Raw genomic sequence first — 20,811 nt, 5'->3', positions numbered from 1 at the left:
TCAGTGGCGGGCCTGGATCTTCAGGTCGCCGCGGGTCTGTACGCGGATGTGGTCACTGGCGAGCATGGCGTGGGGGAAGCCGAGATCGATCGCGCTGACCTCGTCCAGGCGCGCCATCTGGGACGGGGTGAGGTCGACCTCGAGGGCTCCCAGGTTCTCCTGCAGCTGTCCGACAGTTCGCGCCCCGATGATGGGCGCAGTCACTCCTGGGTTGTGCAAGGTCCAGGCCAGTCCGACCTGTGCAGGGGTCCGGCCCATTTCCTCCGCGAGCTCCTTGACGACATCCACGATGGCGAGGTTGCGCTCGGTCACTCCGCCCAGGGCCAGGTTGAAGCTCTTGCGGGCGCTCTCCATCTGGTCGGACGCCGGTGCGGTCAAGTCCTGGCGGCTGTACTTGCCGGTGAGGACCCCACCCGCCAAGGGGGACCACAGCACGGTTCCCAGTCCCAGCTCCTGGGCCATCGGCAGAAGGTCACGCTCCCCGGTGCGTTCCACCAGGTTGTACTCCAGCTGTAGCGCCGTCAGTGGCGACCAGCCGCGCAGGTCAGCGATCGTCTGCATGCGTGAGATCTGCCAGGCCGGGGTGTTGGAGATGGCGACGTAGAGGATCTTGCCCTGGCGTACCAGGTCGTCCAGGCCACGCAGGATCTCCTCCACGGGAGTGGTGGAGTCCCATACGTGCAGGTAGAGCAGGTCGATGTAGTGGGTGTTCAGCTGCCGCAGGCTCGTTTCGACCGCGCCGAACAGACTCTTCCGGCTGGCGCCGCCGGAGTTGGGGTCATCGGGCCGACGCAGCGTCGTGTACTTGGTCGCAAGGACCAGACTGTCACGTCGGTCACGGGCGAACTCGCCGAGCATGCGCTCCGAGGTGCCGTTGGTGTAGGTGACCGCGGTGTCGATGAAATTCCCACCCCGCTCGACGTAGAGGTCGAACAGTTTCCGCGCCTCGTCCTGCTCCGCGCCCCAGCCCCAGTCGTTGCCGAAGGTGGCCGCGCCGAGCGCGAGTGGTGAGACCCGCAGGCCGGAACGTCCCAGCTGCCGGTAGGTGTCGAGCGTGAGCGCCATCGTGTTCTCCTGTGACGTGTGGTTCCTGGCGTGTGTTGCGTGCGGACCGGTCGAGGGCCCGTGGATGCTCATCAGGCGCCGAGCCCGTAGCCGCCGGCCACGGTGACGTCCTGGCCGGTGATGTAGCCGGCGGCGTCCGAGGCGAGGAAGGCGACGACTTCCGCGACCTCCTGGCTGGATCCGAAGCGCTTGAAGGGGATCTTCGAGCGCATCGCGTCCCGGCCGCTCTGGGGGCTTCCCAACTTGTCGATCAGTGGGGTGTCGGTGATCCCGGGGCTCACGGCGTTGACGCGAATCCTGCGCGGAGCCAGTTCGAGCGCGAGCGAGGGCACCATCGCCGGCAGTGCGCCCCGCGTCGCCGCCCCCACCGTGGCGCCAGGGCCGCCGCGACGGGATCCGAGCACGCGCGCATCGGATCGGACGACGAGCACGTGGTCGGGAAGCTCGGACCGTGCCCGTGCGAGGGAATCAGCATTCTGTCCGGTGACCGCGACCTGGTAGCCGCGGGAGTGCAGCAGGTCGGCCGTAGCGCTGCCGATCCCGGTCGTCCCCCCGGTGATGAGCGCTGTAGGCATGGCAGAACCTTTCGTCGCTGAAGCAGTGGGCGAGACCGTCCATAAACGGGGACCTCCCTGTTTACCTCACCGTACACTGAACGGGGACCTCCCCGCTTGTCTCGCCGTACACTGACCATCCCCGATTCGTTCCCGAACCTCATCTGACACTCACGATCGCGAAGGTCATGACACGTCCACGCAGCACCCTGCGCGCCGACGCGCAGCGCAACCGCGAGCAGCTGATCGCCACGGCCGCCGAAGCCTTCGCATCCGGACGCGCGATCTCGCTGGATGCGATCGCCAAGCGCGCGGGAGTGGGGAACGCCACCCTGTACCGGCACTTCCCCACCCGAGAGGACTTGGTCGAAGAGGTCTATCGGGACCAGATCCGCCCCTTGCGCGAGGACGCGCGCACTCTGCTGGCTACCGAGCCGCCCGCACAGGCCCTCCACGCGTGGATGCTCCGATTCGCCGACTGGGTCGGCGAACGACGCGGCATCTGCGAGGCCCTGGTCGCCATGAGCGCTTCCGGCCGCTTCGGTACCGGACCGGTCTGCGACGAGGTCCAGCAGGTCCTGGCGATGGTGCTCGAGGCCGGCGCCACGGCAGGAGAACTGCGCAGCGACATCGACCCGACCGACGTAGGCAGCATCCTCGCCGGTTTGCTCTCTGTGGCCGGCGCACCCGAGCAGCGCCCCCAACTGAACCGCATGCTGGACGTCGTCGTCGACGGACTCAAGCCCCGCTAAGGCGATGTCCTATGTGGTGAGGCGGACGAGTCGTTTGTAGCAGCAGAGGGCGGCGGCGAGGCCGAGAAAGGCCAGGTGGTTTCGGGGATCGCGTTCGTAGCGAGGGCTCAGACGTCGGTAGCCGGACAGCCAGGACACCGTCCGCTCGATGACCCAGCGGCGGCGGCCATCCGCCCGGCTGCTCGCGCTGCTCTCGCTCCTTCAAACGCCTCGTGACTGGTCCGGCGATGATCTCGCCGAGCGTCTCGGCATCACGTCACGCACAGTGCACCGTGACATCGATCGCCTGCGCGAACTCGGCTCCCGATCAGGACCCTCAAAGGGCCGGCCGGCGGCTACCGCCTGGAGGCCGGCACTCACCTGCCGCCCATGCTGTTCGACGACAACCAGGCCGTCGCCCTGGCCGTCGCGCTGCAGACCGCGGCCGCCGGCACCACCGTCGCCGAAGACGCCACCCGCGCGCTGGCCACCCTCCGCCAGGTCATGCCACCCCGCCTGCGCCACCGCATCGACCTGTTGCACATCACCGCCGTCCAACCGCCCGCGGCGGCAGGTGACACCCCCCAGGTCGACACTCAGGTCCTGATGGACCTGAGCCGCGCCATCCACGCCCGCGAGGAACTGCGCTTCGACCACGCCCCGGGTCCAAACACCTCGGCCCATGACGTCCGCCGCGTACAACCCCATCACCTGGTCACCTGGCGTCATCGCTGGTACCTCGTGGCCTGGGACCTCCACCGCGAGGACTGGCGTACCTTCCGCGTCGACCGCATCCGGCCCCGCACACCCACCGGCCCCCGCTTCACCCCTCGTGACCTCCCCGGCGGCACGGTCTCCACCTTCATCACCGGCCGATTCCGCGGCAACGACGGCACCACCACCGACTGGCCCTGCCAAGGCGAAGTCATCCTCCGCCTCCCGGCCGCCGACGTCGCGCCCTTCGCCCAAGACGGAATCGTTGAGGAACTCGGCTCCCATCACCGCCGGCTCATCCTCGGCTCCTGGTCATGGACCGGACTCGCCGCCGCCATCGGCCGCTTCGACACCGATATCGAAGTCATCGGCCCACCCCAACCGGCCACCGCCTTCGGGGACCTCGCCGCCCGCTACGCCCACGCCGCCCGCACCACGCCGGAGCTGTACGAGAACGGGCCTCCATGAGCGTCCGGACCGCCTGGGCGCCGCGCTCACGCCGGCTGTGTGAACACCCCCGCATCCGGTACGTCCACGGGCCCCGGTGCGGGGGCTGCACCGCAGGAGGCGTGCGCGGGTGCCGTCGGCCGGGTGCAGTGACGCGAGGGGGGAGCGCCGGCCTTCCTCCACCGTGCGCAGCTGCTCCCAGGCGACTTCGGGGTGGGCGGGGGAGGACCGCGTCGACGGAGCCGTGGTGCAGCACGCGACGTCGACGGCCCCGGCCCCGGCCCGGCCGGTGCCGAAGCGGACCTCGCTCGACTGCGGGAGCGGAGCCCTACGAGCCGTTCGGGCCGGTCGGCGTCGGGAAGACACACGTCGCCCAGGCGCTCGGCCATCAGGCCGTCCGCCAGGGCGCCAGTGTCCGATTCACCAAGACCAGCCGGATCCTGGCCGAGCTCGCCGGCGGCCACGCGGACCGCACCTGGGACAAGCGCATGCGCGAACTCGTCCGCCCCGACCTGCTCATCCTCGACGACTTCGCGATGCGCCAGCTGTCCGCGTCCCAGGCCGATGACCTCTACGAACTCGTCTCCGAACGGCAGGGCCGGTCCCTGATCACCACCAGCGACAGGGCGCCCAGCGACTGGTGTCCCCTCTTCCCCAACCCGGTCGTCGCCGAGTCCCTCCTCGACCGGCTCATCAACGCCGGCCGCCAGGTCATCATGAACGGCCCCAGCTACCGACCCGGCAAACGGCCCCGTAACTCGACGGACCCCACCGACCCGCCGCTGCACGAGCCAACTGCCGGGCCTTCGTCCCGTCCGGGCGGGATGCGGTGGCATGATCCTCTCCGGCCACCGCTCAGCTGGAGAGGATCATGCTGCATCTGCTGTCACTGCACTACACAGTCCCGGAACACGAGACGAACGTCTATCACCCCAGGGCGAGTGCACCCCGACTTGGGTTCCGTGCTGAGAACGAACGGTTGACGTTCACCGGTCCCATCGCCTGTCTCTCGGACCGTTCCCAGGGAGGCTGAACGCTGAACTCAGTGCCCGGGGCGGCTGAGTGAAGACAGGCCCCACAGCTCGGCGATGCGGCCGTCCCGCACCCGGAAGATTTCCATCATCGAGGGGAGAGCCTGTTCCTCAACCTCCGCCGGGATGCCGTGCAGGCTCGTACGGACTGCGGCTTTGTCTGCATCCACGAGCATGTCCTCGACGATGACCTGAATGTCCGGGAACATGGCGTGGAGCCCGCTCCACGCCTTCACAACGCTGTCGACGCCAACGGTGCCCAACGGATGGCTCACGAAGTCGGCCGAGAAGATCGCCCGTGCCGCAGCGAGGTCACGCACGTTGAATGCCTCATACATGCGCTCTGCGAGGGCTCGTACGTCGTCTGTCATCTCACGCTTCCTGTCCCGGACATGGGCGTGGATCAGCTTATGAGAAAAGTGGTGCGGACCTGCGCGGGATGCCGACTCCGGAGGGGACAGCGAAGAACCTCATCTCGACCGACTCGGACTCGAACGGGCGGTCCTCACTACGCACACCGAGATCATCCCGCACGAGCGATCACGAAACCCATGAACTCCCCCTACAGACCCACGTTCCCTCACCGAGCACCGCAGCCCGGACGAGGGTGGGGAATTGCGTGACGTTCGAGGTGGGGAAGGTGACCGTCGACACCTAAGCGACCGTACGGTGCACCCGTGCCCGAGCGGGGCGCGATCCACGAAGTCGACTCCGTGCGCGGCCTTCAGCTCTTGCCGCTTAACCCAGCAGGCGTCAACCATCGGGCTCCGAGGCCGCCTGTTTCGGTGATCTCCGGCCCGATATCCGTCGTGGTGATGTGACCGTCGCCAGACTCGCGCTCGTGACCGACCCGAACACCCCCGAGCCCGCCTCCGGGGACCCCGACGGGGCAGGCCGAACGGCGGCCGGCACCGGAAGGGTCCGGTTCCCGCTCGCACGGTGGGTGCTCGCCCCACGCACCACGTGGCAGGCGCGGCGCCTGGCCGCCGACTCCGGCGAGGGGATGGACGCGAGGACCGCGTGGGTGATGGCCCGCCTCGCCCGCCACCCAGACGAGCGCCTCTACGCCATGGCCCACCTGGACGACGAACGCCGCACTCCGGACTGAACGGAGCGCCGGTTCAGACGTCAGCCTCCGGGGCAGCCGGCTCTCGGTGTGACTGGGCGACCCGGGGGCGTTGCCGTGCCGCAGGTCAGGGGTGTGGGATGAGCTCGGGCATGGAGGATGCGGCGGTGCGCGGCCACATCACCGCGTCGGGTACCCGGCTGTGACCAGCCTGGCCGTGTTCTGCCCGATGGGCTGCGCGGACCCGGGCCAGGAGCGCCGTCAGGGCGGAGGGCTCGAAGGTCGCCCGCACGAGCCAGGTCGAACAGATGCTCCCGCTCGACGTCATCGAGCTGCAGCGCCTGCGCGATGGCGTTCAGCACGCTGTCGGAGGCCACGGCGAGCTTGCCTCGCTCGAGCCGGTTGTAAAAAGCGGCCGCCCCCTCCTCCAGCTCGGTGGGCTCGGCGACGTGACGCCCGGTGCAGATCACGACGGCGTACCCGCGGACCTGCTCGCTGCGCCACAGGTAGGCGGTGCTGACCTCCCCGCGCCGGACGAGGAGACCCCGGCCGATGTCGTCGGCGGCAAAGTTGTTCGCGCACATCGGGAAGTTGGTGCCCCGCCGGTCACCGGAGAGCTTCTCCGGCCAGGCGCCGGACGGCACGGGCGCGGGACGGGGCTGCGCGTGTCCGGGCATCACGCCGCCTCCCCTGCCTCGGCGCGGTACCCGGCGGCCTGGAGGGTGAACATGGCGGCGTACTCGCCGCCGAGGTCCATCAGCTCCTGGTGGGTACCGCTCTCGGTGATGCGGCCGCCGTCGAAGACGAAGATGCGGTCGCAGGCGACGACGCTCGCCAGGCGGTGGGAGATCAGCACCGTGATCTGATCGGGGCGCGGGTTGTCCCGCAGTACCGCCTCGTACACGGCGTGCTCGGCGCGGGGGTCCATGCTGGCGGTCGGTTCGTCCAGCAGCAGGACGGGGGCGTTCTTGTACAGGCCGCGGGCGACGGCGACCTTCGCCCACTGGCCGGCGGACAGTTCCTGACCGCCGCGGAACCGCTTGGACAGCAACGCCTCCCACCGGCCGGGCAGCCCGGCGATGACCTGCTCGGCGCCGGAAGCCCGCGCCGCGTCCAGCGCCCGCTGCGGATCGGCCTCTGTGAGGGTCCCCCGGGAGACCGTCAGGTTGGCCAGCGCGCTGAACGGGAAACGGACCGGATCCTGGAGCACGCAGCCCACCCGGGCCTGCAACGACTCGGCGTCCATGTCCCGCACGTTCACGCCGTCCCAGCAGACCGTGCCCCCGTCCTGGGGCTCGTACAGCCCGGCGAGCAGCCGCGCGCACGTCGACTTGCCGGAGCCGTTGACGCCGACGAACGCCACCGTCTGACCGGCTCGCAGAGTCATGGAGATGCCGCTGAGCGCTGGGGCGTCCTTGCCCGGATAGCTGAAGGACACGTCGTCCAGCGTGATGGTCTCCACCGCCTCGGGGGCGGGCAGCCCACTGCGGCGCGGCTGGAGGTCGCGGCAGCGTTCCTGGAAGGCCAGCAGGTCGTCCACCCACATGGCGTGTTCGTAGACCAGGTGGGAGACGTCGACGAGCCGGGTCAGCGAGGACTGGGCGGCCTGGATGGCGAGGACCGCGCCCGCGCCGGCGGCCAGGGGCAGCCAGCCCGCGATCAGCATGGCGCCGAGCGCCGTGTAGGTGATGCCGGTGCCGATCCCGCCGACGGCCCGGCCCGCCAGGGTCAGCCCGGCCGAGCTCACGCCCAGGCGGGTGTCCTCCTCGGCGATCCGTGTCGTCAGCCGGCGGTGCTCCTCCAGCAGCGCGCCCTGGGCAGTGTCCGAGCGAAGCTCGGCGGCAGCGTCCCGCTCCAGCAGCAGCCAGGAGAAGACCCGCACCCTGCGCTGCAGGGTGTTCCACCGCTTGAAGGAGTGGAAACGGGCTCGGGCGGTGCGTACGGCCGCCGCGCCGACCGGCAGCACGGACAGGAGGAGCAGAGGCAGCAAAGCGAGGTGGAGGACGCCCAGGACGCCGGCGGTGCCCACGAGCCCGAGCAGTGCCGCGGCCAGAGACACGACCTGGCCGACGATCTGCCGGGCGTAGAACAGCCCGCGGTCGTTGGCCCGGTAGGCCTCGTCGTGCCAGTCCGCGTCGTCGACGACCTCCAGCCGCACATGGGCGGTCAGGGTGAGGAACTCGCACTCCAGCGCGGTGCGGATCTTCGGTGTCACCCTGGCCTGCGCGACCGCGACGCCCGCCTCCAGGAGCGCCCGGGCGGCCAGAAAGCCGACCACCGTCAGGAGTTGGGGGATGGCCGCGCGCACCCGGTCCGGAGTGGGTCCCTCGGCGAACAGTTCCCGCAGCACCGCCACCGAGGCCAGGAGCCCGAATGCCGTCGTCCCGGCCGACGCCAGCTGCAGGACCACGACCGCCACGGTCGCGGTCCGGTCCGCATTCCACGCCAGCCGGCCGATCTGGCGCACGATCCGCGGCAGGCGTGCGAGGATCTGTCCCACCGTGGCCTTGGACGCGGCGCCGTCGTACACGGACCAGTACGCCTCCGTCAGGCCGTCGGTGATGTCACCGTCGTGCGGCCCGCTCGGCACGGCGGCGGGCGGCAGCGGAAGTTCCGCACCGCGTGGGCCGGGCACCGCACCCTGGCGGATGCCGTCTGCGTCCCCACCGGTGCTCATGCCCCCCACCTCGTATCCAGTCGTGCTGAGCGGCGCGCGTAGACGTCGGACTGCTGCAGCCCGCAGGGCTGGAAGGCGAGCGGAGACCGCCGCCGGTGTTCGAATCCGGGGCGATGAGCGGGAGCGGGCTCCGTGTTCATGGTGTCCTCCGTCTGTGTGGCCGGTTGGTACTGGTGCTCTAAGAACGCGCCGAATCCGGGACCGTAACGGCCCCGGACGGGCGAATCTCTCGAACGTGAATGCGCACCCGGCTCTGAGGCAAGAGCCGCCTGCCTGGTCACTTTTGAACTCACACGTTCGAGTGGTTGACGACGTGCGGCACCCGATCAGGGGCTTGCGCGGGCCTTCCGCAGACCCGGAACAGGAGGGGGACGGCGTACGTGGTGACGGATCATGTCCAGGCCCTGCTGGAAGATGACCAGGGTCTCCGAGAGATTGACCCGCAGGAGTTGGCCACCCGGATACAGCGCGTCCCAGGCCGCGGAGGTCCCGCCGTGGACGACGGTCGGGTTGAGCCGCAGCCCCGCTCCCCCGCACCGCGCCACCCTGGGGAGGGAGTCTTCCTGTGGGGTGCGGAGTTCGGCGAACGCGGAGTAGCCCGCGGCCGGCTCGAAACCCGGGATGCGTCGCAAACTCGCTCCATCAGGGCGGGTTCACTTTTTCCGTGGGTTGCGGACAGCACGGACCGGACCGCGCAGAAGCCAAGCGCAGATCCGGGCGACACCGGCCTGTGCGAGCGGCTGGCTGTGCCTGTACGAGAACATCAACGGCGGCGGACGCCGGTTGATCTTCAGCGACTACTACTGGCAGAACCTCAACGAATACGGCTTCAGCGACATGACGTCGTCGTGGCGCAACAACCAGGGGTCGAGTCAGCGGGGCTGGCTCGCCCGGGACGAGGGCGGCAACGGCGGGCAGATCTCCATCAGTCCCCACACCTACAGCTCCAACCTGGGTGCCTACAACGACTGGGCGAGCTCGGTCGCCGCGTGACGTTCTGACAACCAGGGTTCGACAGTGTTCGTGGGGCGGTGCCTTCTGCAGGCGCCGCCCCTCTTCGGCCGGACGCCGGCGGCGCAGGCCGCGGCGGGAGCGGATGGGCGGGATCTCGGGCACGAACGGTTCCAGGCCGTGGCGTGTCCCCACTGCGACCAGTGGGCCCTGGTCGTGGCGGACGACAACAGCAAGTGCCGGTTCTGCACGGTACGGACCGACGCACTCGACTACGTCCTCCACCGGGACATCGGCAGCAACGCCTCGTACCGCCGGCGCCTGAGCTGTGACAACCAGACACTGGTCTGCAGCGTCCTCACCGCGGCCTTCCCGGACGTGCCGGTGGACCTGTGTTTCGACTGCGGGAAGACCTTCCCCCGCTAAAAGGCCGCCTGCGGTGCCACCGCCCCTTCCAACCGCACGACCTTGAGACGGTCTGCGCCGCCTGCCTGACCGAACAGGCCGAGAAAGAAGACTCGTGACGCAGACCGTGTGCCTCGCTGGTCTCAGCCACAACTCGAGACCTGGTCGTTCATCACCTGGGCGCCTACGCCCGCTACCCGCACGCCCGCGCCACGACCGGCTGGAAGGTACTCCGTCGCCGACGACCGGCTGTGGGGCGTCAACCGTCGCCGCAAAGGCACCGCCACCTTGCCGCGCTGAAGTCGATCCGCGCGGCCCGGCTCGACGGCGCGCCGAACTACATTCATTCTGGACGACCTCTCCGCTCACACAGGCGCGGACATCCGTCGCTGGGCGAAGCAGAACAAGATCGAGCTGTGCTTCATCCCGATCTACGCCTCTTGGGGCCACCCGATCCAGGCGCACTTCGGCCCGACGGCAGTTCACCCTGGCCAAATTCCCACCACTGCAGTCACCCCGCGCAGACCCAGTCCTGCACCGCTACCTGCGCGGGCGAAACGTCAACGCCCGCCGCCCCGACATACTCGCCGCACAGCGCAAGGACCGCGCTCGCATCCGCAGCGAGAAGGGCATCCGGTGGGGCGGCCGCCCCCTCGCAACCAACCGCAGCCTGACCAACCCGGCGCACTGATGGGGTGGCAGCACCAGATCGCATCTGTCAGGGGCAGTCCAGGGTTGTGATCAGGGTGATCACTGATGGCAACGGCGACTGCACGCAGCAGAGTTGGCGTAGTCAACGAATCCCAGCAGCGCCCTGGAGGAGAAACCTCGATGCGCATCCGCCTTGCCGTCACCACCCTCGCCCTGGCCACCGCTCTCACCGCCAGCGCGGCCCTGCCCGCGGCCGCCGCCACACCTGCTTCCGGCGCCCCAGCGTCCGCGAACCCCACCGTTCAGGACATCCTCGACCACCTGCCCGACGACGTCGTTGCGGGCGCGCTGACCAGACGGGACGGCGTGGGCGCCACCGCCGGCCCGGTCACCGCTGACGCCTATGTCCGGATCGGCAGTGTCACCAAAGCATTCACCAACACGGTGGTACTCCAACTCGTCGCCGAGCACCGGATCGGCCTGGACGAACCGGCGCGAAGGTACGTCCCCCAAGTGCTGCCCGAGGCGTACGACCGCGTCACCGTGCGCCAGCTCCTCGACCACACGAGCGGCCTGCCCAGGCCCGCCCCGACCCCTGGCCCGGCCGACGGACCCGGATGGCAGCTGAAATCTGTGACGCCCGAAGACTTCCTGCGCGACTCGTTCGCCGCAGCCACCGACGCGCCACCCGTACCCGGCTCCGAGCAGCAGTACAACGGACTCAACTCCTTCGTCCTCGGCCTGATCGTCGAGAAGGTCACCGGCCACTCCTTCACCGGCGAACTGCAGCGCAGGATCATCCGGCCGCTGCATCTGCGGCACACCAGCCTGCCCGTCGCCGACGACCCGACGATCCCCTCGCCCCACGCGGAGGTGTACCTCGACGGGCAGGACGTCACCGAGCAGAGCCCGTACCCGTGGGCCGAGGGAGGCATGATCTCCACCGCCGCCGACCTGGACCGCTTCATCACCGCACTGTTCCGGGGCAGCCTGCTCCCACCCGCCCAGCAGAAGCTGGTATTCGAGGTACCGAACGTGAAGAGCGCCGCCGGCAACACGAACTGCTCCGGCCAGGCTGCCTGCTACAGCATCGGCGGACTCCTGCGCTACCAGCTCCCAAGTGGCGAGTACGCGTGGGGCAAGACCGGTTCCCGGCCCGGCTGGGACAACGGGTTCTTCGCCACCCGCGATCTCAGACACCGCGTGGTGTACTCCCTCAACCCGACGGGGACCGGTAATGACCTCCCGTACATCAAGGCGATCGTCAACGCCGGGCTCGCCGACTGACAGCCGGACCTCTCAACCAGGCCGGTGTACGGCGACGGATGCCCGATCAACCCGGCGAAGCAATGTGGTCACAGCAGTAGCCAGTGTCCCGCGCCAGTCACGTCACCCTCACCGATGCCGGACGTGCGCTGCTTGCGAAGGTGCCGCCGGGTCACGTCGAGGGGGTCAGCGGCCTCTTGTTCGAGCCGCTGTCGCGCGACGACGTCAAGGTTCTCGCCGGCCTGCTGGCGCCGGTGCGTGACCACATGCGCTCGACGCCGCCTCGCTCGGCCGCGTCTCGCCGCCGCAAAGGTGGAGCATAAGGACTCGCCAGGCGTCGGGCCCCGGCGACCACAGCGGATCGACCGTGAGCGAGGACTTCTGGGATGGTCGGTCCAGGTCTCGCCGGTGGGGTGTACTCGGAAGTCGAGTCGGTGGCGGTCTCGTTGCCGGTCTTGTCGTGAGGACCAGTACCGGTGGAGGTGGACTTGCCGGTCCTCTGCTGCGCGTCGTTGATCGTGTACGTGGCGCCGCGCGGGCAGCCGGGTCCGTGCCCTGCGACGTCAGGTTGCCGGCGAGGTCGTGGCAGTACTGCCGGGAGTCGACCGCCGGAGGGAGGCGGCATCGGACGGCGAGCTTGTCGTACGGAACGCGGCGGGCCGGCTCGCCCTCGAGCAGTTGTACAACCGGCTGCGACGACGCGGCACCCGGGCTGCCCGGGCGGCAGTCGAATGGCGGTCCGCTTCGTCGCGTTCGATCCGCTGCGGTTGTCCGGGACCGACACGGCCTGCGTGACGGGCCGTCGCGGCGGCTGCAGTGCCGCGGCGGCCGATCAGAGGTGCCCGTCCAGAAACTGCCGGACCTCGGCGATGGTCATGGCTCCCGTGGCGTGCGCCACCACCGCTCCCTCCTTCAACAGGACGTAGGACGGGGCTGCGATGATTCCGTATCGCTGGGTCGCGGCCGGACACCGAGTGATGTCGGTGCGAACGACCGTCAGGTGGCCCGTGCGGTCGTCGGCGACGCCACCCACGACGAGGTCCATCTCCCGGCAGGGCTCGATTACTGGCGGGAGGGGGTTATTCCGACCGTGCACTATTCCCCGATATCGCTCGCCCCGACTGATGACACTGAGTATGTGACGCGCGGGGCTCTGGGCTACCAGGGGTGGACGGATGCCAGGGGACGAATCAACGAGGAGGCATCCTGCGGCGGCCGCCTTCCCCAGAGCAGTTGCCGCCGGGTGGCCCGGCGGCAGGCTCGGCCGGGTCACCCCGCTGTCAGCGAGTGTCGGTACGTTTTTCGAGGCGCGTGCCGTGGCGAAGGGTGATCGACATCAGGTCGCTGGGGGCGTCCAGCTCCAAGCGGTGCCAGCGGCCACGGGGGACGATCACGGCGGTGCCTGGCTGCAACCGCACCATGTCCTCGGTGTCGTCGGGCCTGGCGGGACGGAAGTAGAGGCGGACACCGCCGGTCAGGCAGCACACCGCCTCCTCGGCCTGCGGGTGCATCTCCCAGTGATCGGCGTGAACGTCGGCGTCGGTCTCCACGTGGAATGTCGCGAGCTGCCAGGCGCCAGAGTCGCTGTTCGTCATCCGTCGTTCGGCGGCTCGGACATCGCCGTCGGGGTGTATGTGCAGCGCCGAGGCGAACAGGTCGATGGGTGAGAGGGGTGTTGTCGTCATGACGGTGTTCCTTCCAGTCGGTTCTCTGCGGTGGCGGCTGATCGCGGGGCAGGTGTTTCGGCCCGGCGGCGTGGCAGCACCGTGATCGCCACGACGGCCGCGATCACGAAGAGGGCGGCGGCGACGGCAAGGCCCAGGGCGTAGCCGTCGTTGATTGCGGCGGGGTCGGTTGCCGTGCCGGTGCGTTGTGCGGCGATGGTGGCCAGGGCTGCCAGGCCGATGCAGCCGCCGAGTTGGCGGGAGCTGTTCATGAGGCCGGAGGCCATGCCGGCCTCATGGCGGGCGACGCCGGTGGTTGCGGCGGCGACGGTCGGGGCGATGACCAGTCCGACGCCGATGCCGGTGATGATGCATGGGCCGAGCACGTCGGTGAGGAAGCCGCCGTCGGGGCTGATGAAGGCGAACCAGGCCAGGCCCACGGCGGCCAGCAGGGCGCCGGGCACCAGGGACGCACGGGGGGTGCGTGCCGCGGTGACGCGGGTCGCGACGAGGGTGCCCGCGACCAGACTTACAGAGAAGGGCAGGAACGCGGCACCGGTCGCCGCGGCACCCATGCCCAGAACCTGCTGCATGTACAGGGACACGAAGTAGAACGCCGCGAACTGCCCGGCCGTGGAGAAGAAGACCAGTACGTTGGCGCCGGCGACCCAGCGGCTGCGCAGCAGTCCCAGGCGCAACAGCGGTGCGGAGGCCCGGGATTCGGTGACGCCGAAGGCGGCCAGGAGCATGGCTGCGGCGACGAGCATCGTCCATGTGGCCGGAGAGTCCCGCCCTTGGGCGTCGGCGCGCACGACACCGGTCACCAGCAGTCCGACTCCACCGGTGGCCAGGACGGCACCGAGCACATCCAGCCTCTCGCGCCGGGTGGGGCGTGTTTCGGCGGGCACGCCTACGCGGACCAGCGCGAGAGCCACCGCGACGATGGGCAGATTGATCAGCATTACCCAGCGCCAGCCCGCGTACTGGGTCAGCAGCCCACCCGCCAGCACGCCCAGCGCTCCGCCTGCGGCGTTCACTCCGCTCCACACCCCGAGCGCGCGCACGCGCTGCGGTCCCTCGGGGAAGGTGGTGGTGAGCATCGCCAGCGTGGCCGGCGTGGCCGCGGCGGCTCCCAGGCCCTGGCCGGCGCGGGCGGCGATCAGTTGCCAGGGTGCCTGGGCGAGCCCGCCCGCCAGTGAGCACAGCCCGAAGACAGCCAAGCCGAGCACGAACAGCCGTCGTCGGCCGTAGAGGTCGCATGCGCGGCCTCCCAGCAGCAGAAATCCGCCGAGCGTGAGCGCGTAGACGTGCACGACCCACGAGAGGTCGAGCGGTGCGAACCTCAGCGCGGTGTGGATCGCGGGCAGGGCGACGTTGACCACGGATAAGTCCAGGGCGACGGCGAACTGGGCGACGGCCACGGCTGCCAGCACTATTCCGGGTCGCCCTCGCGAGTTTTTATACATGTAAGGAAAATAGCGTCAGGGGATCGACGTTGTCGACACCTGGGGGATGATGAGGGCATGCCGCAACCGCCCGCACCGCGCAAAACCCTCGGCCGACCTCCCCGCATCTCCCGCGAGGAGGTCGTCACAGCGGCCCGTCGGATCGTGGACGCGGAAGGCGTGGACCGGCTGACCATGCGGCGGCTGGCCAGAGAGATCGGCAGTACGCCGATGGCGCTCTACCACCACGTCCGCAACAAGGAAGAACTACTTGTCCTGCTGCTGGACGACTACGCCGCGCGGACGCTGCACCGGCCCGAACTACCCGCTCAGCCTCGCGAGCGGATCATCGTCGCTGCTGCCACGATCCACGGGGCGCTCGCCGCCTGCCCGTGGATCGTGGAGGTGCTGACCGCCGACGACCTGATGGCCACATCCGCTCTGTGGTTTGTCGAGCAGATCGTTGATGGCCTGGTCGAATGCGGCCTGTCCCCCGAGCGGGCAGTACACGGCTACCGTGCGATCTGGTACTACACCGCCGGAGAGATCGTGGTCCGCGTGACCGCGGCCCGGCGGCGCACGGACGATGACCGTCCCACCTACCGGGAGCAAGTCTTCGCCGATCTCGACCCGAGCGAGCTACCCCGCTTGGCACAGGTCGCGGACCACTGGGCACCGCTGACCGCCGAGGACACCTACCTGGACGGGCTCCGAGCCCTGGTAGACGGCCTCCTGGCTCCTCCCTGACCTGCCGGCGATGGCGGTTGTAGCAGAGGTGGCAGAGTGCGCCGTCGTCGTCAACGAGGGCAGCGGGTGCGGACTTTCCGCAGTTCACGCACGTGTGCATCGGGCGTTTCCAGCACGTCATGCACAGCCCTCGGCCGTCGTCCCGTCGTACCACCGGGTGTCGGAGCTGACCGCAGTCGGCGCACTCCTCGAACGTGGCGGGGTCCGCGCGGTAGCAGCGATGGCAGATTGGGCCTTCGGGGCGCCGGGCAGGGACGCGTTGGCCTTCACGGTGGCAGCGCGCGCAGGTCTCGCGGTTGCGGCTTCGGGCGTCGCACGAACCGCAGACTCGCCCTTCGGGCCGGAGTTGCCGCAGGTCAGACCGGATCTTTCCGCAGTGCGTGCATCCAGGGCGAACGACTGGATGTCCAGCTTCGTACAGCACCTCGGCCATCCGCAGCAGAACCGGTGGGCAGAGAGAACTGCCCGAGGTCAGGGCGTCGGGGTGGGCGGCCATGTGCTCGGCCGGCTCCTCCAGGAACCGAGCGGCGCCGCGGACAGGGATCGGCACCGCCGTCTCCAACGCCGTGTTCGCGTCGGCGGCGCTGAGAGCGGCAGGGCCTTGGTGACCCGGCCAACGGCGGCGTGATCTGGTGATCCCCGGTCAGCGGCGGCCGGCGGCCAGGATGACGAGGAACTGGCCGCCGCCCGGCTCGACGTGGGCGGTCACCGGCAGCCCCGGTACCAGTCGGGAAAACCGGTCCACCAGCCACTCCGCCGCCACTTGGGCGTCCTGCCTGGTCGGACAACGGCCCACCATCTCGCGGCCCCCCTTGCGCTCCAGCCTCCCGGCAACGGTGATGAGCGGCGCGGGTTCGACCACGTACAGGTGGTCCGGCCAGGCGATGACCACCTTGACCGCGCCCTTGCGGCTGTTGCACCCGCGGTGCGCGAGACGCTCGGCGACCTTGGCCTTCCGGTCGGCGGTCCGGCTGTCAACGCTGGGCCCCTGCGGGTCGTTCACCGACTTGTCGGGGTCGACCGGTTCGTCGCACACCCAGCACCGCCAGCCGTCGCGCTCAGCCACATCATCAAGGAGACTCACCTGAGTAAACTAGCCTGCCCAGGCGCCGCCCCGCGCATCAGGGCCTCGGCAACCGGGCGGGCCTGGCCCGTGTCGTTCCTGGATCCTGGGTTGATTGCGCGCGCCTGTCAGCCGTTCAGCCGTGCTTGCCTCGCCCGATGAACTTCCCGTTGACGGCGAGTGGCCTGCGCAACGAGACACTGCGGGACGCGCTGCGGGACATGCTCGGAAAGCCGTTCGGATCGGCGAACGTCGTGTACGTGCCAGCCGGTGAGCACTGGGCGCTGCTCGGCGCCAACGGGGCGGGCAAGAGCACCCTGCTGGAAGCAGCGGTTGCGGACTGGGCATGAGAGCCCGAGCGATCAATGCACGACTCCGTTGCTCGACGAGCCCGCGACCGGCCTCGACGTCACCGGCCGCGAGCAGCTCATCGAACGGAGGCGATCGCCATATTGACGAACCGCGAAGCTGTCCCGATGAGGCGAGCAGCAGCCCTCGACCCGTACACAGGGGGCCTTGGATCCAGTGGTCGCGTACGAGTTCCCACGGCCTGACGCCCGGGAATCCTGGCCCCGCGCGCCTTACCGCGTGGCACCGCCGTGGCGTCGTTGGCGTCGGCTGTATTCGGTGATGGCCTGCCACAGATCACGCCGGTCGACGTCGGGCCAGTAGTCGGGGGTGAAGTACAACTCGGCATACGTGGTGTACCAGGGAAGGAAGTTGGAGGTGCGCTGTTCGTTGCCGGTGCGCCACAGCAGGTCGACGTCCGGCATGTCGGGGTGGGGGAGGTGGCGGGCGAAGTCGTCTTCACCGATGAGGCGGGGGTCGATGTCGCCTGCGTGGGCTGCCTGGGCGAGGGCTGCGGCTGTCCGTGTGATCTCGTCGCGGCCGCCGTAGTTGATGCAGACGGTGAGGGTCAGTCCGGTGCGGTTGCGGGTGCGGCGCTCCTCGCGCAGGAGAGCCTGGACGAGTTCCTCGGGCAGTTTGTCGGGGTGGCCCAACCAGCGCTGGCGTACGTCGAGGTCACGGATGGGTCCCTCGTCGAGGTCGCGTCGGATCGCTTCCAGGATCGTGGTGATCTCCTCGGGGTCGCGTTTCCAGTTCTCGGTGGAGAACGCGTAGAGGGTCAAGTGGCGCAGGCCGATCTCCAGGGCGCCGTACACCATCTCGTAGGTGGCGGTGCCGCCGGCACGGTGGCCTTCCGGGCGGGGCAGGCCGCGCTGCTCGGCCCAGCGGCCGTTGCCGTCCATGATGACCGCCACGTGGGCGGGCATCCGGTCGGCCGCGATCTGCGGGGGCCGGGCGCCGTCGGGGTGCGGTGGCGGGGGCCGAAGGGTGGTGCTTTGGGCTTCAGGGCTCGTACCGCTCACGGTCACCGCGGGTCGTCGGGGTCCGGGCGCGGTCAGGGGCGTCAGGCTCCAGGCCACTTTCGAGCGGATGCGGGCAGGGGCGAGGATGCGGGTCCGGGTGACGACGGAGGGGCGCGGGGCGCGCCTGAGCAGGGTGGGGCCGGCCGCGTCGACGGCGTCGAGTTGGGCGCGCAACAGGCGGGCGGCCGTGTCGAGCACGATGGCGGCGCCCGGGTGCATGCCTCTGGTCATCGCGGGCCTGGTCACCCATTGGCGGCCCAGGGCGGTCATCGCGTCGGTCAAGGCCGCTGCAGCAGGGCTCCAGCGCCTCTGCCGCAGATCGTCTTCCGCACCGGGAAAGGCGTCCAGGGCCTCCTGCGGTAGCAGCAGGAGCCCTTGGGTGAGGTCGGCGCTCAGGTCGGTGAGGATGTCGGTGAGCTGGGCCCCGTCGATGAACCGCTTGTAGTCCTTGTGCCGGTCCAGTCTGAGCGTCATCGGCGCTCCGGCCTGTGCGAACAGGTGCCGTACCTGGTCGACCCAGGGAACCAGTGCCTCGCACCAGGAACGCCACTCGGCCCAGTCGGCGAAGCGCCGGTCGCGGACGTCGTCGAGAGTGCTGGTCACGGCGCCTTGCAGGCTGGACAAGTCCAGACGCCACCGCAAGGCGGTGTCCACCAGGGCGTGGCGGACCAGGTCCGTGCTGGTGCCGGCCGCCAGATCGCGTTGCAGGGCTTGCGTCCACGCCTCGACACGGGCCGCACGTTCGGCCGGTGACCCGTCCCGGCGCTGGTCGGCCAGGTCGTCCAGGACGCTCGCTGCCGCCCACAAGGCCCGGCAGGGAGGGCGCAGCACGGCCGGCATCAGCTGGATGAGGGCGTGGATCCCGGGATCGTGCTCTCGTGTGATGCGCCGGCAGTGCCGGTACGCCGCCCGCAGAGACGGATCCCCACCGGCGGGCGGTCGGCGGGTGGGACGCCTTCGCTGTGCTGACAGGACCGCATCGATGTCTGTCGTGGTGGGCTGCGGGGTGGCGCGCATATGGGGACCGTGACCTCAGTGTGCTTCCGTGTCGGACGCCGCAGCCGATGGCGCGGCAGTGTGGCGCGGCTTGGGAAGGCCGGTCTTGCCGCTGCCTTGTCCGTGCGGCGGTGCGGGGGCGGTCGACGGCAGGCAGTCGCGGGTGCTGCGGCAAAAGCCCATCAGGGCGACCAGGGCGGCGCCTGCGAACCAGGTGAGCTGGACAGCCAGCTGCCCGGGGACCGGGCTGGTGGAGAAGCCGGCCGCCGTGCTGGCCTGCATGGCCCCGTACGAGGGCAGGTAGCGGATGACCGGGTTGTCGGCCCCGGAACTCATGATGGGGTTCTGCAGCGCGAGGTCGATGATGCTGGTCATCACGATGGCGAACATCCCCTCGACTTCCCGGCGCAGCAGAGACCCGTAGCCGACTCCCAGAGCGCCGTAGGTGAGTCCGGCGCAGAACAGGGAGGCGGCGAGCAGGAGAGGCTGGCGGGGGGGCCAGGCCAGGCAGATGGCCGCGGTGGCATAAGCGGCCACCGCCGCCGAGACCAGAGCCAGAGCGGTGACTTTCGCCAGGACGAGGTGGGCGCGGGGGTAGCCGGCCATCGCCAGGCGGCGGTCGAAGCCACTGCCGGAGAAGGTGGCGGCGAACATCATGAAACCGGTGATCAGGGTGACGGCGTTGAGCGCTCCGCTGATCGCGGTCAGTTCGTTGCCGTGCGGGGCCAATGCTTCCCCGGTGGCGCGAAGCCGCATCCGGGCCGGGGCGTCGGGCATCGCCAGGTACGCCAGGGAGGTCCACACGGGGACGAACAGGATCACCAGAATCATGGCGAACCGGTTGCGGCCGTGTTCGAGGAGCGTGAAGCGGGTGGCGACGGCGAAGCGGGTCAGGTGAAACCTCACGCGGCGGTTCCCGCCTTGTCCGCGCGCAGCGTTCCGCTGTCCAGGCGCCACAGCTCGTCCAGGCGCTCGGTGTCGTACGCGAGGTGGGAGACGACCAGGACCGAGCGTCCCGCATCCCGCAGCCGCGCGGCCAGATCCCAGAACCGCTGATAGGTGTCCCAGTCGAAGCCTTGATACGGCTCGTCCAGCAACAGGACCTGCGGATCGTGCATGAGCGCCAGCGTCACGTTCAACTTCTGCCGCGTGCCGCCGCTGAGAACCCCGGCCCGCTCGTCGGCGTATCCGGTGAAGCCCAGCACGTCCATGATCTCTTCGGCGTAGCGCACATCGGTGAGGCGGTAGGCCGTCCGGAAGAACGTCAGGTGCTGCCGGACGGTCAACGCGTCATTGAGGACCACGTGCTGTGGGCAGTAGCCGAACCGGCCGCTATGACGGACCGATCCATGCGTGGGCCGCAGTTCGCCGGACAGAATCCTCAGCAGCGTGGACTTGCCGGCACCGTTCTCCCCGACGATCCCGCACAGAGTTCCGGCCCGAAGCCGCAGGTCAACGCCCCGCAAGACCACACGCCGACGGTAGGCGTGATGCACATCCCTGATCTCCACGCCCGTCTCCTCCCCCCTCGTCATCCGGGACCGACCGTGACCGAATGGCCTAACGCTCGCGACGCCTCACAGACACGGGTTCCGTATCGATGGTGTGGCCACCCGATTGCGTGTTGCCGGTCCGCAGGGCGGAGTACATCGCGAGTTTAATCAAACAGTACGTCGCGTTTGTTTTGAATACGGATAGAGATCGGCGATTGCCGCGTAACCCGGTAGATCGCGACCGCGGGCAGGGGGTTCCTGGCCCGGCTCCCCCGCCTAGGCCGACGCGGAGGGCGCCGTACGGGACGCCACCGAGCTCGCCCCGGCACGCCCGGGCGCGGCGCTGCTGCCGTCCTGCATTCCAAGGGCTACGGGGCCATCGAGGTCCGCCTGACCGGCTGACACGGGACACGACCGGCGGCGGGTCTTGGCGATCCTGCGCCGCTACCAGCCGTTTTACGCTCAGCTGATCGGC

The 20,811-nt window shown here is 69.6% G+C and carries 19 protein-coding genes and 5 pseudogenes; 10 read left to right on the top strand and 14 right to left on the bottom strand.

The window, feature by feature from the left end; genetic code table 11:
- Positions 1–1,065 (bottom strand): aldo/keto reductase, encoded by a 1,065-nt coding sequence (locus ACFVYK_RS23255; RefSeq protein WP_389777106.1) that lies wholly within the window; start codon positions 1,063–1,065, stop codon positions 1–3.
- Positions 1,066–1,136: 71 nt separating this feature from the next.
- A complete protein-coding gene (locus ACFVYK_RS23250) occupies positions 1,137–1,640 on the bottom strand; it encodes an SDR family oxidoreductase (protein WP_389777105.1) in 504 nt (167 codons plus the stop codon).
- A 167-nt stretch (positions 1,641–1,807) separates the two neighbouring features.
- Between ACFVYK_RS23250 and ACFVYK_RS23245 the strand changes: the two genes are divergently transcribed.
- Complete coding sequence (locus ACFVYK_RS23245) at positions 1,808–2,371, top strand: TetR/AcrR family transcriptional regulator (protein ID WP_389777102.1); 564 nt, start codon at positions 1,808–1,810, stop codon at positions 2,369–2,371.
- 9 nt (positions 2,372–2,380) lie between these two features.
- Here ACFVYK_RS23245 and ACFVYK_RS23240 read toward each other — a convergent pair.
- A pseudogene (locus ACFVYK_RS23240) lies at positions 2,381–2,554 on the bottom strand (transposase); the annotation flags it as partial.
- Here ACFVYK_RS23240 and ACFVYK_RS23235 point away from each other — a divergent pair.
- Both ACFVYK_RS23235 and ACFVYK_RS23230 read left to right on the top strand, forming a co-directional pair.
- Positions 2,520–3,532 (top strand): annotated as a pseudogene (locus ACFVYK_RS23235) (helix-turn-helix transcriptional regulator). The pseudogenes ACFVYK_RS23240 and ACFVYK_RS23235 overlap by 35 nt on opposite strands.
- Complete coding sequence (locus tag ACFVYK_RS23230) at positions 3,529–4,494, top strand: ATP-binding protein (RefSeq protein WP_389777100.1); 966 nt, start codon at positions 3,529–3,531, stop codon at positions 4,492–4,494. Before ACFVYK_RS23235 ends, ACFVYK_RS23230 begins: the two are co-directional and overlap by 4 nt.
- Before the next feature lie 59 nt (positions 4,495–4,553).
- On the opposite strand, the gene ACFVYK_RS23225 is transcribed toward ACFVYK_RS23230, so the two are convergent.
- The gene (locus ACFVYK_RS23225) at positions 4,554–4,913 is read right to left on the bottom strand and encodes an ester cyclase (RefSeq protein ID WP_389777098.1); all 360 of its coding nucleotides are present in this window, start codon (positions 4,911–4,913) and stop codon (positions 4,554–4,556) included.
- A 470-nt stretch (positions 4,914–5,383) separates the two neighbouring features.
- Here ACFVYK_RS23225 and ACFVYK_RS23220 point away from each other — a divergent pair, with 470 nt between their 5' ends.
- Entirely contained in the window at positions 5,384–5,650 is a 267-nt protein-coding gene (locus ACFVYK_RS23220) for a hypothetical protein (RefSeq protein ID WP_389777095.1), read from the top strand.
- A 20-nt stretch (positions 5,651–5,670) separates the two neighbouring features.
- Here the strand turns inward: ACFVYK_RS23220 and ACFVYK_RS23215 are convergent, their stop codons facing one another.
- From ACFVYK_RS23215 to ACFVYK_RS23205, 3 genes are all read right to left on the bottom strand, one after another.
- On the bottom strand, positions 5,671–6,192 hold the full coding sequence (locus ACFVYK_RS23215) for a helix-turn-helix domain-containing protein (protein WP_389777093.1): 522 nt from the start codon (positions 6,190–6,192) through the stop codon (positions 5,671–5,673).
- A gap of 92 nt (positions 6,193–6,284) precedes the next feature.
- A complete protein-coding gene (locus ACFVYK_RS23210; RefSeq protein WP_389777092.1) occupies positions 6,285–8,285 on the bottom strand; it encodes an ABC transporter ATP-binding protein in 2,001 nt (666 codons plus the stop codon).
- A 326-nt stretch (positions 8,286–8,611) separates the two neighbouring features.
- A complete protein-coding gene (locus ACFVYK_RS23205; protein ID WP_389777089.1) occupies positions 8,612–8,917 on the bottom strand; it encodes a hypothetical protein in 306 nt (101 codons plus the stop codon).
- Between the two features lie 37 nt (positions 8,918–8,954).
- Between ACFVYK_RS23205 and ACFVYK_RS23200 the strand changes: the two genes are divergently transcribed.
- From ACFVYK_RS23200 to ACFVYK_RS23185, 4 genes and pseudogenes are all read left to right on the top strand, one after another.
- On the top strand, positions 8,955–9,278 hold the full coding sequence (locus ACFVYK_RS23200) for a peptidase inhibitor family I36 protein (protein WP_389777086.1): 324 nt from the start codon (positions 8,955–8,957) through the stop codon (positions 9,276–9,278).
- A 138-nt stretch (positions 9,279–9,416) separates the two neighbouring features.
- Positions 9,417–9,662, top strand: a complete 246-nt coding sequence (locus ACFVYK_RS23195) for a hypothetical protein (protein ID WP_389777084.1) — start codon at positions 9,417–9,419, stop codon at positions 9,660–9,662.
- Between the two features lie 201 nt (positions 9,663–9,863).
- Positions 9,864–10,332: pseudogene (locus ACFVYK_RS23190) on the top strand (transposase); the annotation flags it as partial.
- A 140-nt stretch (positions 10,333–10,472) separates the two neighbouring features.
- Complete coding sequence (locus ACFVYK_RS23185) at positions 10,473–11,579, top strand: serine hydrolase domain-containing protein (protein WP_389777082.1); 1,107 nt, start codon at positions 10,473–10,475, stop codon at positions 11,577–11,579.
- Positions 11,580–12,390: 811 nt separating this feature from the next.
- Here ACFVYK_RS23185 and ACFVYK_RS23180 read toward each other — a convergent pair.
- The 3 genes and pseudogenes from ACFVYK_RS23180 to ACFVYK_RS23170 form a co-directional block, all read right to left on the bottom strand.
- A pseudogene (locus tag ACFVYK_RS23180) lies at positions 12,391–12,630 on the bottom strand (thioredoxin family protein); the annotation flags it as partial.
- Positions 12,631–12,838: 208 nt separating this feature from the next.
- Positions 12,839–13,243: a cupin gene (locus ACFVYK_RS23175; protein ID WP_389777079.1), complete on the bottom strand. Its 405-nt coding sequence runs from the start codon at positions 13,241–13,243 to the stop codon at positions 12,839–12,841.
- Complete coding sequence (locus ACFVYK_RS23170; protein ID WP_389777076.1) at positions 13,240–14,688, bottom strand: MFS transporter; 1,449 nt, start codon at positions 14,686–14,688, stop codon at positions 13,240–13,242. Before ACFVYK_RS23170 ends, ACFVYK_RS23175 begins: the two co-directional genes overlap by 4 nt.
- A gap of 57 nt (positions 14,689–14,745) precedes the next feature.
- Between ACFVYK_RS23170 and ACFVYK_RS23165 the strand changes: the two genes are divergently transcribed.
- Positions 14,746–15,414 (top strand): TetR/AcrR family transcriptional regulator, encoded by a 669-nt coding sequence (locus tag ACFVYK_RS23165; protein WP_389777073.1) that lies wholly within the window; start codon positions 14,746–14,748, stop codon positions 15,412–15,414.
- 643 nt (positions 15,415–16,057) lie between these two features.
- Here the strand turns inward: ACFVYK_RS23165 and ACFVYK_RS23160 are convergent.
- Positions 16,058–16,498, bottom strand: a complete 441-nt coding sequence (locus tag ACFVYK_RS23160; RefSeq protein ID WP_389777070.1) for a hypothetical protein — start codon at positions 16,496–16,498, stop codon at positions 16,058–16,060.
- Between the two features lie 137 nt (positions 16,499–16,635).
- Here ACFVYK_RS23160 and ACFVYK_RS23155 point away from each other — a divergent pair.
- Positions 16,636–16,800, top strand: a pseudogene (locus ACFVYK_RS23155) (ATP-binding cassette domain-containing protein); the annotation flags it as partial.
- A 258-nt stretch (positions 16,801–17,058) separates the two neighbouring features.
- Here ACFVYK_RS23155 and uppS read toward each other — a convergent pair.
- Genes uppS through ACFVYK_RS23140 form a run of 3 tightly spaced genes read right to left on the bottom strand, consistent with a single transcriptional unit; the run spans position 17,059 to position 20,354 of the window.
- On the bottom strand, positions 17,059–18,864 hold the full coding sequence (gene uppS, locus ACFVYK_RS23150; RefSeq protein ID WP_389777067.1) for a polyprenyl diphosphate synthase: 1,806 nt from the start codon (positions 18,862–18,864) through the stop codon (positions 17,059–17,061).
- Positions 18,865–18,879: 15 nt separating this feature from the next.
- Entirely contained in the window at positions 18,880–19,749 is an 870-nt protein-coding gene (locus ACFVYK_RS23145; protein ID WP_389777064.1) for an ABC transporter permease, read from the bottom strand.
- A complete protein-coding gene (locus tag ACFVYK_RS23140; protein WP_389777062.1) occupies positions 19,746–20,354 on the bottom strand; it encodes an ABC transporter ATP-binding protein in 609 nt (202 codons plus the stop codon). The genes ACFVYK_RS23145 and ACFVYK_RS23140 overlap by 4 nt, the downstream gene beginning before the upstream one ends.
- Between the last annotated feature and the right edge of the window lie 457 nt (positions 20,355–20,811).

The sequence above is a fragment of the Streptomyces sp. NPDC058291 genome (assembly GCF_042880855.1).
GTDB lineage: Bacteria > Actinomycetota > Actinomycetes > Streptomycetales > Streptomycetaceae > Streptomyces.
Note: the sequence above shows the minus strand (reverse complement) of the source record. Positions and strands in the feature narration are given on the sequence as shown.